Genomic DNA, 13,836 nt, shown 5'->3' with positions numbered 1-13,836 from the left:
GGCTTAACTATTATTGTTAGTTGTATGGACAAAGACCCGACATCTAACACCGACGATATTGTTATCTACTGCTTGGTATTAACTAAAAAATCTTCGCGCACTGGGCTAAAGCTATCGATAACAGAGCCTGCCTCAAGACAGGTCATGCCATGGACTTTATTTGGCACAGCATAGAATGAATCGCCGGCATTAAGCACGGCGGTTTCACCATCGATGGTCACCTGAAAGCTACCGCTTACGACGGTCGTAATCTGTGCATGGGGATGAGAATGTGCATAACCTTCGCTGCCACTTTCAAACCAAACCTGAGCGAGCAATAGCGAGTTTTCATAGGCGAGAATTTTTCTGGATATTCCGTTACCTAAATCTTCAAGCGCTATCTCATTGCCAAATGTAAATGTTGGGCTAGGGTTAACCACAAGCCTACTCCTATTAAAAAAATGATACGTAATTAATTATTTGGCACCACAGTCACATCGCCCGTCCAGGTAATAGCACCCTCGGCAGTATTCACTGTGTGCTCGCCGTCCTGTGCCACGTGGGCAATCGCAACGGTGTAGGCAAGACCCGACTTTAGCTTGATATGAACCAGCGAATAATCACCGACGCTACTGTAGCCTATATCACCAATATCACCGCGCGGCGCCAATGTATATTCACGTACACCGTTGTATTCACCATGGCTTTCCAAGGCGGATACGAATGTAGCTTGCTTGGTCTTGGCATAGCGCACCACAAGGCCAGCTTCGCGGCGCAAATTAAATTCTGGATCGTTAGCGCCCAACTCGGTTAATGCCATGCGCGACTTCTCCGGCATCCACTGGGTCAAGGTATAAAAACGATTGCGTTGCAACCAGCTCACTTGCACGGTATTTTTCTCGGCAACCAGCTCACCCTTATTCCAAAGGTGTTGGTATCCGTTAGCCTTGCCAAGTGGCTTGAGCGCATCAAGGGCTAAATTTGCTTTCCCAGTGTGAAACATCAACTGACCTTGATAGTGGAAAGGCAAGTCAAAATTCGCCGCTTCATTGGCGTCAACCCGCAATAGGTCCAGCACCACAGGTGCCTCTGTTCCAAGATTATCTAACAATACAAAAGTCCGATCGAACTCGGTGCCTGGGTAGGCGTGGGATTCGGTAGCTGAGACCAATTGCCAGCCATCGCCGCGAGTAAAGCGGGTTATCTCTGGATTGTGCTTACTCGCCGCTTTCACGTCGCCGGAAAATTGCGACTCCTCGTTGCGAACCAGGGCATTGTGCGCGACAGTTTGTTTTGCCCAAGTGTCATTTTCCGGTAAATAAATGCCGCCGCGCTTAGGTTCAACGTTGAGATAGCGCGCGGCGCCGTAATCACTGACGATTTCATTAGCGCCATCGTAATAGATCCAGCCGAGACGATCGAAGTGACCATGGCCCATGCCCTGTGAGGCCGCTTTAAAAACAACGGTTGCATTGTTGCTACGCAATATCGCCACACCACCTTGGTCGCCGGCGGGGCCATCGCGAAACAATTTAGAGCCAAAACTAAAAGCCGGGGTTGCTGCTAATTGATGCAGATCTCGAGCAACAGCCAAGCCATCGCCATTCAGTGTGACCTGTTGCTGATACTGAGCAATGGCTAACAGGTCTTTATCACCGGTGAGGCCATAGGCCACATCAACGCCGAATACCATCTCAATGGTATCGAGCCCCTTGTCTTTAATGGCATCATTCAACGGGAAAAAGAGGCCGCCATTAGACAGCTGAATGGACGCATAAATCGCTTTTAAGACGATGCCGTCGCGGTATTCAAAGATACCTAGCTCGGGTTTATTGCGCTCCAATGCGCGCGCAAAAACCACAAAGGGTAATAACGCATAGCGTTGATAGTAAGGCCCTTCCGTGTAATAGCCATCTGGCGAAAACAATTGATCCAGCTGTGCCAAAAAGCCACTCGCGCCACTGCCATCCAGCCCGCGCAACGCGATATTAACTAAGTGATCATCCTTTAAGACTAAACCCGTCATACCCACAGCGGCCGCAGCCCAAGTGCCATGGTTATGCACCTTGTTGAAAGTTTCAGCCGAGCCCTCGGATAAAAAATTCGCATGCGGTAAAAGCAACTGCTGGCTAATGAGGGTTTGATCGGCCTGACTCATCTGCGGTAGCAGTGCATCGTAAGCTTGAATGATGTAGACCAGCCACCAAGCATCGTTAAGCACCTGCCAGAATAATTTTCCGGGCGCTTGATGCTTGTGCTCTGGGTGTAACGGCACGCTCGGATAGAGCTCTGCGTAGCGTTTCATTAGGGCGATAGCCCAATCGCTATAAGCTGTATCGCCGGTGATCGCAGACAAGGTGGCCGCTTGATACATTAACAAGGCATTCTTTTTATGCTGTTCGTGCGTGTAACCACCGCCGGGATCTTTCGGAAAAGGTACATCCACAGGCGCTGCCATGGCCTCGTCCACGGTAGTTTTCGCCGCGTTCAGAGCGCGACTGAACAATGGATAGTTAGCCGCTTCAGTTTTCAGCGTGGGCAAATCTTTCGCGGCCAAAAGCAAGTTAGGATGGGCCTGCACATCAACTGGTGCAGCCTCACTGGCCTTCACTTTAGTTTGCTCAGTAGTAGTGTCTTGCCCGCAGGCAACAACGAAAGTTAAAGCGACACCTAGCAATACGTTTGATACAAGTTTATTCACGCTCGTTTACCTCTGCTGATACGTCAACTGGAACGCCTTTGTAACTCACCATCAATTTAGACTCACCGAGCTGATTATTTTTAATCCAATATACAGGTTCACCAACGCGGCTGTGGGCGATGAAATCGCCGGACTGACTGGCGCTGTTGTCTAGAATATCGACAACCTGAACGCCCTCCAACAAAGCGATAGTCTTCTGTGCATTGCGCGAACCCTTGCCACTGTCGGCAATACGATTGCTCTGCATAAGTAAATGCGGGCCAAAGGTACTTTCATCGGTGCCGCCTCGATAGAGCGCAACAATATTTCCATCTACCTTGGAGAATTCATTATCGACTAGAGTGACGTAGTCGGCATTGAAGATACCGAGGTCTTCGGTTTCAACATTCAAACGCAGCACATCGCCCGTGACGGTTTCAACGCGGCTATTGCGAATGGAGATTTCATCCGCCATGGTAGACATGGACACCTTCAGCAGCGAAAACGAGTGGTTGATGTTCAGGTCTTTAACCCAAACGCGATCCAATTCCAACCGATAGTTATTGAGCATGCCGTAGCGAGTGGTGCGAATAGCGGCATTACCCGCCGAATCGTCCGCTGAACTGCCATCGATAACCACAGAAGTTATACGCAGGCTGCCACCGTCTTCTATTTGAAAAAGTGCATTGCGGGTAAACTGTATCTTTGTTGCGAGGTCGGATAACTGTTGCGCGGCAACACCTTTGATGGTGATGGGATGGCGCACAACGAGAACGCGATCTACTGTGTATTCACCCGCAGCGAGTTCTAACACATCGCCAGGCTGGCTGTTGGCAACTGCTGCCTCCAACATACCCGATTGCGCACTGACGCTAATTGTTTTACCTGAATTTAGCTTGGGTCGTAAGTCGCCTTTGGGGTACCAGGCCACGCCTACCTGATCGAGCGTAACCGGTGCATTATCCATTTTTGCACCCACAGAATTATCATCGGCCTGCCAAAATCCAGCGGCATTTTTTGATACAGCGGTTTCCTTGGCGTTAATGGCCACAGACGTCGTTAATCCACTCACACCGCCATTGGAAAAGGTTATGCCATCTAGGCTGTCGTAGGCGGTAAACGTTTCACCCATGGGTGCCGTGGCCATCCACAAGTTTTCGTTAAAACTCGTGTCACTGGGCGCCTCGCTGCGCTCGGCATCTGCGCCGGCAGCTAACTGAACAGCGCTGATATCCACCAGTGTATTGCGCTCTATCACGACATTTTTAACGGGGTGATAGCGATTGATCGGTGAGTTGGGCACGCCATTCATAACGACCAAACCACCACCGAAGCGATAGCCGGTTAAACCTTGGAGGTAATTATTGCGAATGATGTGATCGGCATTAATGACTCGGATGCCGCCGGTATGGGGTTTATTGTTGCCTAAGAAAACGTTGTTTTCTACGATATTGCCATTGCCATGGCGCAGGGTTAAGGTGCCGGCTGATTCAACAAACAGATTGTTTGAAATTTCATTGGCGCCCGATTTTATGGAAATAATTTCCACTTCGCCGTTACATTGATCAAATACGTTATGGGTAATTTTCGTTTTCGAGTCTGTTAAAGAATAGTGACTCGTGCCGACGCGTATGGTTTCGCCGCCATTGCTACCCAGCACCGGTCTAGGGCCAAAATAGTTGTACTCGATTCGATGGTTATTTTCACGGCTTTCTTCGGTATCGAGCCGAACCGCCAAGGTTACACCTTGGTTCATTTTTCCAACCAGATGATTATGATCAAACTGATTGTTTTTTCCGTAGAGTGTTACCCAGATATCAGACTCGAAGCGCTCGGTTTTATTAAAGCGATCGATCACCGTTTCGGTCACTCTAGAGTGGTTGGCGTATTCAGTCTTCGACTTGCGGAAACTAATAACGCTACCGGTGGGTGAATAGCCGTCTTTAAAGACCAGGCCACTCACCACCAAATAATTACCCGCGAGAGTTAAATTTGATTCGCCGGAAATGATCACACCGCCGGGGCTCTCGGCCACTAACGAAACTGGCTTGCCTTCCTCACCTTCAGCTTGCAAGAGAATTTCAATGTTTTTCCAAACCCCGTTTTTCATCACGATGGTTTGACCTGGCTGCGCTTGCTGCACGGCCCGCTTTAGCTCTGCTTCATTAGAAACGGTGAGGCCGCCATCTGTACACGCATAAACCGCTAGCAGGAGTGCACAGGCCACGCATAACGCAATTTTTTGCCACATAAAAATAACTCTATATTGAGAACAAGCCCGCTTACGCGGGCCTGTCCTGTTCTAAACGTGTCGATCTACGGATGCGGGCGCATACATAGATCTACATTCCCATACTTAAAACTTAACCGTAATACCTGCAAATATACGTGAACCATAGTCGTTAACTTCACCAAGGTTACCCTCTTGGTAGTAGTACTGCTCTTTTGGCGCACCTAGTAGGTTAATGGCTTCAATTTTCAGCTTTACGTGATCGTTAACTTTATAGGATGCGCGCGCTTCCCAAGTGCCAACATCTTCAACAAAACGTAACCGCGTACCGTTGCTGGTATAGGGTTGGAAATAGCCGCTGCGGTACTTATAGATCACAGCCATGTCGAATTCACCGATTTGGTAATAGACCTGACCGTTGAATACGTGCTTGGAAAAGCCGGGCACGGAAGCGGGGTCGACATTACCCTGTTTAAGCTGCGTGGTTACACCATCCAGATCCGTGGTATAGGTATCACCGTAGTTACTGTCTTCAAACTCAAAGTCAGTGTCGGCCCAGTTATAACCCATTTTTACGCCGACACCAGTGTCCCAGCGATATGCAGCCGAAATTTCGATACCGTACATGTTGCTGGTATCTTCAGTCGTCACATCATTAGTGATAGGCAATACGACGCTTTCACCATCTACCACAAAGGTTTCCAATTGCGTGCGCTTTTCGAAGCCACCGAGGAATTTTTTGTAGTAAAGACCGGCCGATAAAATGGCGTCATCGGTTGGATACCACTCCAGTGATAAATCGGCGTTCCAAGACAGCAAAGGCTTCAAGTCTGGGTTGCCTGCACCGGTGGCGCCAATTAGCAGCTCTTCAGGCGTGGTGGGATTTGCGTCGTCATCCGCAGTTTGGAAAGTACGGCTATAACCCATATCCGAAGGATCAACGCGAGACATGCCGCGATAAATACCGCCGCGCACAATTTTGTCTTCATCGTAATCCCACACGAGGTTTACGCTAGGCAACCATTCAGTATAACTACCACCGCCGCTAACCTCCTCGATGCCGTCGCCAGTCGCCAGTGTTAATACGCCGGTATCTGGGTCCGTTACTATGGTGTAAGGCGCACGATAGCCAATAGAGGTGACATCGGTTTGCACGACGCGCACACCAAAGTTACCACGCAAACCACGCTCCATAAACTGTGTCTGGAAATTAGCCATGGCGTAGGCCGCTAGAGTTTCTTCGGTAACATCAATGGTGCCAGGGTTCTCCAACTCAACTTCTGGATAAGCGAAGGTTATGTGATCTTCAGGGTCAAGGGTGGGGTCTAAGTTATAGAGCTCGACTAATGCATTGGAAACACACTGGTTATTAAAAGCCGCATAACTATTGCCTGTACCATCTGCAATCACATCGCCGTTGGCGTCGATGTTAGTAATTAAATTGCCATCACTTACGCGATCAAGCAGGCCCGACTCGGGAAAGTTAATACCGCAACTTTCACCGAGACTCAAGCCAGTCGAGGGTAGCAACGTAGATGAATTCCAAGCATTATTGTTAACAGTGGTGCGTGAACCATTACCTTGTGTGCCACCGTATTGAAGATAGGTCAACTCAGATCCACGAATGCCACCTTGCACTGAGGTTACGAAATCACCACCCAGTACATAATCGAAATCGAGGCGAACTGCGCGCGACACATTTTCACGTACATTTTCTCGGTCAATACGGGTGCGGTAACGTTCAAATTCATCGAGCGAGGTAACATCAAAATCTTCGATGGTGAAATTTGGGATGGTATCGCCCATATCCCAAGTTAGTCGCTCATAATCAGTGCTGCGAGTATCGTTAGTGATTTGCAGCTCTTCGCGATTGGTTTTTGAAAAAGAGCCGTCCAGCTCCACGGTAAAGCGATCATTCACATTATGGGAAACATTTAGCCCATAGGCCTCATAATTTTCTTCGCGGGAAAATTTCTCACCCGCAATGTGCGCACGTGTTTCACCCTCCCAATGAACGATCTGATTGTTCGAATCAACCACCAAGGTCTGGCCGGTAATTGGTTCACCGTCTTCAAACGTGGCACGCTTTTGATCGAAATAAAGGTCGTGACGCTCTTCGGCTTGGGTACGATCAGAGATCTGGGCATCAACGTTAATGTCCCAGGCTTCCGATGGCTGATATTGCACAGCAAAAAAGAAGGCGTCGCGCTCGTCGGAGGTTTCATTTTGGCGATAACCACGGCTGCTACCCGTCCAGGCGTAAGGGGTTCCGTAGCTCTCGGCCTTGCCAGTTACGGGATCGATCGTAGTTTGATAGCCTTGGTTTGGACTGCCACTCACCTGATCTTCACAATCGCCCGAAGAGCTGCGGAAAAAACCTTCATTAGTATTGGCAGGGTCGTTTAAACAAGCCCACAGCGAACTACCGGTTGGGCTTGAGCTGCGGTATTCGGCCTCTGGCTGCGAAATGGACTGCTGCTGTGCACCGATAGATACACCGATAGCCTGACCGTCGCCAAACTCGAATTGGTCGACATAGCTAAAGGTACCGCGATGGCCCAAATCATCCTGAAGCGCGTTATCGACATTGCTTTCATCGGGGTTGTAGTTCAGCTTGGCATCTACTTGAATGCGCTGCTTGCCAAAGTCCAGCGGCTTTAATGTTTCCAGCATGATCACACCGGCCACACCACCTTCAATCATGGTGGCATCTTGTGACTTGGCAATGGCGACTTTGCTCATTAGCTCAGAGGGAAATTGGGAAAAGTTTACGGAGCGATCGCCGCTGCCGTTGGTGGCTTCGCGACCATTGAAATGCGTCGCACTGAGGAAAGGACCTAGGCCACGAATAGTAATTTCTGTTGCACCACCGTTTTCACGGTGTGAAGACGCGCCTGTGATGGACTCCAAGGCCTCACCAATAGACAGCGCCGGTAATTCGCCAATATCAGAAGCAGATAAGCCATCTACAATGGTGGTGGCATCGCGCTTGATAGCGATCTGATCTTGAATCAGTTTGCGCGTACCGGTAACAGTAATTTCTTCCAATGCGCCCACAGACTCAGCCGCCGCGTCTTGCGCCAACGCCGCGCCTGAAAACAAAGGGCTAGCTGCCATGCCGGTAACGGCGAGGACTTTGACCCAATGTGCCAATGGACGCTGTGCGAATATTGTTTCATTTTTCCCGTCAAGCTGACGGGCCTCTGCTCTTTTCTCGATCGACATGTGTCGTCTCCGTTTTTATGGTTATCGTCAATCAAGACTATATCGAAGTCAGATAACCAGTTCAACCAATTGATCTGATTTTACCCGCTATTGATCAGACCAATACTTAGCGCTACCAAGCTATCCTACTGATTTTTATAGATTTTAGGCTTGCACAGAGCAACAGTGGAGCGCCAGATAGCCTAGTGGAATCCCGTAGCGCATCGGCTCAAGCATCGGCCAAGCCACGGCTTTGCGCTATCTGTAAGCGCAATGCAACGAAGAATAAATTTACTCTAGAGGAAACCTGTCTGATAGATTTTTCTTGCCTCGGCCTTAATTAAGTTGCCTGAGGCGCAGCAGCCTAGGCACTCCGAGAACCGGAGACCCAGGCAAATAGCTGAAGATAAAGAGCGTTTGAACCCACGACCTGAGCTGATTTAGATGCCAGCTCGATTGACACGCCTGCTCGCGCAGAGGCTGGTGGTAAAGCGATGATTTAAGCAGTTAACCGAGACTTAGCCCATGCACCGGCGTTAACAACTAAGAGCGCTAAGGCACCAGCCAGTAAGCCAACCACAAGGTTTGCCAGTAACACTAACAAGCCAAGAAATTGCGCAGACCAAGGTTCTAAGGCGTGATGCAGAGGCGCGAAGCCGTGCACCAGAATGCCACCGCCCACTAAAAACATGGCCGCCGTGCCGACCACGGACAGGGTCTTCATCAACCAGGGGCAAAAGGCCAAAATGGCGCCACCAAATGCACGCTTAAACTTAACCCACGGCGAGTCACCGACGCTGTCGAGTAACACCAGCCCCATGTCGTCTAGCTTGACGATAAAAGCCACAAGGCCGTAGACACCCACAGTCATCAGCGCCGCCACCAGCGATAGCACCGCTAGCTGTTCGACAAAGGTCGCATGGCTCACCGTGCCCAGAGCGATGACAATAATTTCAGCCGAGAGCACGAAATCCGTTCTGATCGCGCCTTTTATTTTGTCTCGCTCTATGGCCACAAGGTCGACCTCGGGCTTCAACAGCGCCTGGTGCAGTTCGGCCTTTTCCGCCGCCACGGCGGCTTTATGGGCGAAGCTGTGCCAGAGCTTTTCCACGCCTTCAAAGCACAAGTAGAGGCCACCCAACATGAGTAAGGGCGTGACTAACCAAGGCAGCCAAGCGCTGATGGCGAGCGCCGCCGGCACCAACAGCAACTTATTTACCGTCGAGCCTTTGGCCACAGCCCACACCACAGGCAGTTCGCGCTCAGCTCGAACGCCACTCACTTGCTGGGCGTTAAGTGCTAGGTCATCGCCCAGTACGCCTGCGGTTTTCTTCGCCGCAAGCTTGGTCATAAGGGCGACGTCGTCTAATACTGTCGCAATATCGTCGAGTAACGCGAGGAGGCTCACACCGGCCATGATCTTTCCTTTTTATTTGATGCGCAATTAGTTTGGTTAGGGAACCTCTGAATAACTCTGGTGCCGCTCTGGCTTCTTGCTAAGGGCTACGGCCATTAGCTGCGAAACTCGCCTTGCGGCTGACCGCTACAGGTCACGCAGAGCGGTACCAGAGTTATTCAGAGGTTCCTTAGCGATTGATTTGATAAACCAACTGATTTATTCGCTTGCTAGTCTATAAGAGAAAAGCGCCGGCTTTGGCGCTTTTTTCTCTTGTGCGTAGAAAATTATTACTTGGTTTTGGTTACATGTTTTTCGCCATTTTCGCCTTGCGCACCAATTGAACAAATTCCGTCCTATAACCATAGGGGTCATCGCCCTTATTGGCTTGCGCGAGGGCGAGAGCATCGTCGTAGCTCCAGCTACCGGTGTAGCTACTGCCTTTAAGCAGTTGCGCAAAACCGGCTACAGCGGTGGCGAACTGAGTTTCCTGCAACACCCAGGCCGCGACTCGGGTGCGTTCATTGGCGGTATTTTCCGCTTGCACCACCTGAGAGATGAGTTTCGACGTTTTCTCGCCGGGTAACTTATAGCGCAGCTTCACCAGCGCAAACTCATTGGATTTAGGCGTGTCCTTGGCGGCTGTTTGTTCGTAGCGCGTTGCCTCCATCAATGTTTTGCCACCCACGGGCGTCAGCTCGTAGATTGCCGTCACCGTGTGGCCCGCACCTATGTCGCCGGCATCGACTTTATCATTGTTAAAATCTTCGCGATTTAAGGCGCGAGTTTCATAGCCCAGCAAGCGATATTCGGCCACGGTTGCGGGGTTAAATTCCACTTGAATTTTTACGTCTTGGGCGATGGGGAACAAAGCGCTGGTGGCCTCGGTCACTAAGACTTTTTGCGCCTCGCTCAAGGTATCAATATAGGCCGCAACACCATTGCCGTTTTGCGCCAACTCCTGCATCAAGTGATCGTGGTAGTTGCCCTGGCCAAAGCCCAACACCGAGAGATAAATACCTTTTTCCCGCTCGCGTTCGACAAAGCCTTTCAATTCATCGCGATCGGTAATGCCCACATTGAAATCGCCATCGGTGGCCAACACAATACGATTCACCGCCTGTTTATCAAAATTTTGCGCCGCTAATTGATAGGCGAGTTTGATACCTTCAGCGCCAGCGGTTGATCCCCCCGCTTGCAATTGGTTTAACGCTTGTAGAATTTTCTGCTTTTCTTTAGCTGGAGTTGGCGCCAGCACGGTGCCAGCCGCACCGGCATAAACGGCAATAGCGATAGTGTCGTCTGGGTTGAGTTGACTTAACAGCAACTCCATGGATTGCTTCACCAGCGGTAATTTATCTGGGCTATTCATAGAGCCCGACACATCCAATAAAAACACTAAATTGGTTTTTGGCTTTTGCGCGGCAGAAATTTGGTAGCCCTTAATTCCAATGTGCATGAGCTTATTGCCGGCAGTCCAAGGCGAATCGCTCACCACAACATTCGTGGTAAAGGGCTGTGACTTTCCTTCGGGTAGAGGATAGTCGTAATCAAAATAATTCAACATTTCTTCCAAGCGCACCGCATCTTTTTGTGGCAATACCCCTTGGTTTAATTGTCGACGCACAAAACTGTAGGAGGCAGTATCCACATCAGTGGAAAAGGTAGAGACAGGTGCATCGGCCACCCGCTTTACACGGTTTTCCTCGACGCTTTCGAAATCGTCGCGGCCGACATCAGTATAAGGTGCCGGCGCAATCACATCGGGCGACATGACCGTAGAAGCCTGCGCACCTAGGGCGACTGATTGAGGTGCTGGCGCAAATCGAGCCACCTGCGGCGGCGAAGCGGGCATTGCTTGAGCCAGCTTCTCTTTGGCGGGCGCCATTTGCACTGCCGCCATCGCGCTATCCTGCATGACCGATGGCGCAACCTCTTCCATCAACACGGGTTCAGCTTCAGCCACGGAATAAGCTTCGTCTTTAGACGCCTTGGGCTGATTGGTGGCTAGGTCAGCTCGGCCGGAAGTCGACGCTGTTTGGCGCGCGGCCTCGGACTCGACAGCGTGTTGGTTCTGCTTTTGCGCGCGCAGCCTTTGCTCTGCAGCCTTCTTTGTCTCAGCGGAAAACACCGGGGCATTGCCATCGACATCGGGTGCAGGCATTTGCTGGGTCACCATTAAAGCCAGTGCCGCTACACTTGCCGCTGCCATGCCGGTGTAAAGCCATTTGCGTTGAAAATTTGCCATGATATTGAGTCTCGGGGTTATGGATTTAACCCTTTGACGGCAGCGCTGGATAAATCCTTGGTGCTCAGCGAATTTTTTTTCATCTTGCACCTGGTCGAAGGCCGTCAGTGCCGCCTGAAGCGCCCGCGCCCGGGCATCGACACTGGCGTTAACAGCCGCCGCGTCATCGAATGCATCTTGCAAATCTTGCTCTGGTTTACGGTCGCTCATAGCTAACCCCTCCTTCCGCGTGCCATTGCTTTAAGCGCTTTCGCACTTCATGCAGCCGCCACGACACGGTACTTTCTTTCACCTGTAACACCTCGGCCGCCTCTTTGTGATTGAGCCCCTCGCCTAGCACCAGCAACACGGCCTCTTTAAAACCCTCGCCCATCAGCGCGATCCAGGCCAACACACTCAACAAAAACAAACTCGCTTCCGGATTTTCATTAAGGCTGGGCTGTTGATCGAGCAATGGCTGCTCCGGCGTTTCGTGGGCTCGGCGGCGCTGGTGCCGGCCCTGGGCTTGCTGCCAATCCTTAGCGCAATTGATCACCAAGCGGTACAGCCAAGTCTCAAAGGCGGATTCAAAACGAAATTGCCCAAGCGAGCGCGCCAATTTAATACAGGCCTGCTGGGTGATATCTTCGGCATCGGCTTTTACCCCACACCATTTCATGGCGCAGCGAAACATCAGGTCGTAGTGCGCTTCGACCAAGCGCGCAAACGCCTGCCGGTCGCCAGCTTGCGCCGCTTTGATTAAATTGCTATCGGTCATGGGGCACGGTTATTTTCCCTGTTCCAGCATTAGACGAGCTAGATCGCCAATTCCTTGGTTTACGAATCCGTGATTATGCCGTAGATCCACCTAAGGGGCGACGCATTGGGCTAAGCGACGATCGTCGCGCTACTTTTACCGAGTCAGCTCTATCGCCCATGCGCAGCCATGGTTGATCAATAGTGACTGCTGAACGAGGGACCCGAGTAGCTAACTGGGCAGGGGTTTGTTTTGGCGGCTGATGCTGACGTTGGGTTGTAAGTAGCTGGTTATGCAGCGGAAGTGAGTCACAGACTTTGAGCTCAACGCTGCTTACTGGTGTACGGTTTGAGGACTGAGAGTTGAGGACTGAAGTACTTAGGTTGACGTTAAACAAAAACAACCGTGCGCGCAGCGACAGCCGTTGGCGCGCACAGTTAGTGACAATCAACACTGCAGCGATTAAAAGCTCCAGCGCCCGTTTTGCACGTCAAGCGCCTGCAGTTCACCGGCTTTGGTCACTTCGCATTTCACTTTGCGCGACACGGTTTCGCCCTCGGCTTTGGCCGTGTAGTTAAACATGAAGGTGTAAACACCTCGACGGTAATTGGTCACGGCTTTGCGGCGAAAAGCAAAGTCAGACTGATCGGCTTGCGACTCAGACACTTTGGCCTCACAAAATTCACGCGCCTGACCTTGGTTAAACTCGCCAGCAGATAATTGCGCTGCACCCACCAACAGCAGGCCCGAGGCGGCCGCTTTGATCATTTGAGATAATTTCATCTGATACACCCTATGCTCACGTTAAAGATAAGTTTCATAAAACAACAGTTGCTTAACGGAACTTATAATAGTTGCTTTAGTTCTTTTATGCAACTAATATCAGTTAAAAGTCAAAGGCAGAACCCTATGGTCAAAAACAGCTTTTCGCACTCCTGCTGCCCTGTGGCCCGCTCCATGGAAATCGTGGGTGAATGGTGGTCCATGCTGGTGCTACGCAACCTGATGCTAGAAGGCGGTACTTGCCGGTTTGACCAGCTAGTAGAGAGCCTAGGGATTTCACGCAACATTCTGACCGAGCGCTTAAAGCGGTTAGAACTGGAAGAGGTGTTGACCAAGCAGCCAGTACAAGAAGGTGGGCGGCGCATGGAATACAAGCTGACCCACAAAGGCTGGGAGCTCATGCCAATTTTGATTGGCTACGCCCAGTGGTTCGATAAGTGGCGCTCCGATCCGGAGCGCTCGCCGCTCACCTTTATCGACCGGAAAAACCGCCAGCCAATACAACCGTTAAGTGTGATGTCTGCTGACGGCCGACGCTTGGGGCCAGAGGATATTTTGCCCGTGAATTCTGACTGAGACT

At 50.8% G+C, this 13,836-nt stretch carries 9 protein-coding genes; 1 reads left to right on the top strand and 8 read right to left on the bottom strand.

Translation table 11 applies throughout. The annotated features are described in order from the left end of the window. Positions 1–65: 65 nt before the first annotated feature. From QWY82_RS05500 to QWY82_RS05465, 8 genes are all read right to left on the bottom strand, one after another. Complete coding sequence (locus tag QWY82_RS05500) at positions 66–419, bottom strand: cupin domain-containing protein (protein ID WP_290260544.1); 354 nt, start codon at positions 417–419, stop codon at positions 66–68. A gap of 32 nt (positions 420–451) precedes the next feature. Further along, entirely contained in the window at positions 452–2,680 is a 2,229-nt protein-coding gene (locus QWY82_RS05495; RefSeq protein ID WP_290260543.1) for an alginate lyase family protein, read from the bottom strand. Further along, positions 2,673–4,910, bottom strand: a complete 2,238-nt coding sequence (locus QWY82_RS05490; RefSeq protein WP_290260542.1) for a polysaccharide lyase 6 family protein — start codon at positions 4,908–4,910, stop codon at positions 2,673–2,675. The genes QWY82_RS05495 and QWY82_RS05490 overlap by 8 nt, the downstream gene beginning before the upstream one ends. Before the next feature lie 105 nt (positions 4,911–5,015). After that, positions 5,016–8,114 carry a TonB-dependent receptor gene (locus QWY82_RS05485; protein ID WP_290260541.1) on the bottom strand — a complete coding sequence of 1,033 codons (3,099 nt, stop codon included), beginning with the start codon at positions 8,112–8,114 and terminating at the stop codon, positions 5,016–5,018. Positions 8,115–8,592: 478 nt separating this feature from the next. After that, positions 8,593–9,510 carry a DUF808 domain-containing protein gene (locus QWY82_RS05480; protein ID WP_290260540.1) on the bottom strand — a complete coding sequence of 306 codons (918 nt, stop codon included), beginning with the start codon at positions 9,508–9,510 and terminating at the stop codon, positions 8,593–8,595. A gap of 283 nt (positions 9,511–9,793) precedes the next feature. Then, complete coding sequence (locus QWY82_RS05475) at positions 9,794–11,947, bottom strand: vWA domain-containing protein (RefSeq protein WP_290260539.1); 2,154 nt, start codon at positions 11,945–11,947, stop codon at positions 9,794–9,796. Further along, a complete protein-coding gene (locus tag QWY82_RS05470; RefSeq protein WP_290260538.1) occupies positions 11,934–12,494 on the bottom strand; it encodes an RNA polymerase sigma factor in 561 nt (186 codons plus the stop codon). Before QWY82_RS05470 ends, QWY82_RS05475 begins: the two co-directional genes overlap by 14 nt. Positions 12,495–12,935: 441 nt before the next feature. Next, positions 12,936–13,256 (bottom strand): hypothetical protein, encoded by a 321-nt coding sequence (locus QWY82_RS05465; RefSeq protein ID WP_290260537.1) that lies wholly within the window; start codon positions 13,254–13,256, stop codon positions 12,936–12,938. Positions 13,257–13,382: 126 nt separating this feature from the next. Between QWY82_RS05465 and QWY82_RS05460 the strand changes: the two genes are divergently transcribed. Next, positions 13,383–13,832 carry a winged helix-turn-helix transcriptional regulator gene (locus QWY82_RS05460; protein ID WP_290260536.1) on the top strand — a complete coding sequence of 150 codons (450 nt, stop codon included), beginning with the start codon at positions 13,383–13,385 and terminating at the stop codon, positions 13,830–13,832. Positions 13,833–13,836 lie beyond the last annotated feature (4 nt).

Origin of the sequence: Simiduia curdlanivorans, assembly GCF_030409605.1 — a bacterium.
Classification (GTDB): domain Bacteria; phylum Pseudomonadota; class Gammaproteobacteria; order Pseudomonadales; family Cellvibrionaceae; genus Simiduia; species Simiduia curdlanivorans.
This window is presented reverse-complemented; position numbering and strand designations above follow the sequence as displayed.

What these genes read in the sequence shown, in the direction of transcription:
- QWY82_RS05465 (WP_290260537.1), bottom strand. Translation starts at nt 13,256, where the DNA reads ATGAAATTATCTCAAATGATCAAAGCGGCCGCCTCGGGCCTGCTGTTG.
- QWY82_RS05470 (WP_290260538.1), bottom strand. Translation starts at nt 12,494, where the DNA reads ATGACCGATAGCAATTTAATCAAAGCGGCGCAAGCTGGCGACCGGCAG.
- QWY82_RS05460 (WP_290260536.1), top strand. Translation starts at nt 13,383, where the DNA reads ATGGTCAAAAACAGCTTTTCGCACTCCTGCTGCCCTGTGGCCCGCTCC.
- QWY82_RS05475 (WP_290260539.1), bottom strand. Translation starts at nt 11,947, where the DNA reads ATGAGCGACCGTAAACCAGAGCAAGATTTGCAAGATGCATTCGATGAC.
- QWY82_RS05480 (WP_290260540.1), bottom strand. Translation starts at nt 9,510, where the DNA reads ATGGCCGGTGTGAGCCTCCTCGCGTTACTCGACGATATTGCGACAGTA.
- QWY82_RS05490 (WP_290260542.1), bottom strand. Translation starts at nt 4,910, where the DNA reads ATGTGGCAAAAAATTGCGTTATGCGTGGCCTGTGCACTCCTGCTAGCG.
- QWY82_RS05485 (WP_290260541.1), bottom strand. Translation starts at nt 8,114, where the DNA reads ATGTCGATCGAGAAAAGAGCAGAGGCCCGTCAGCTTGACGGGAAAAAT.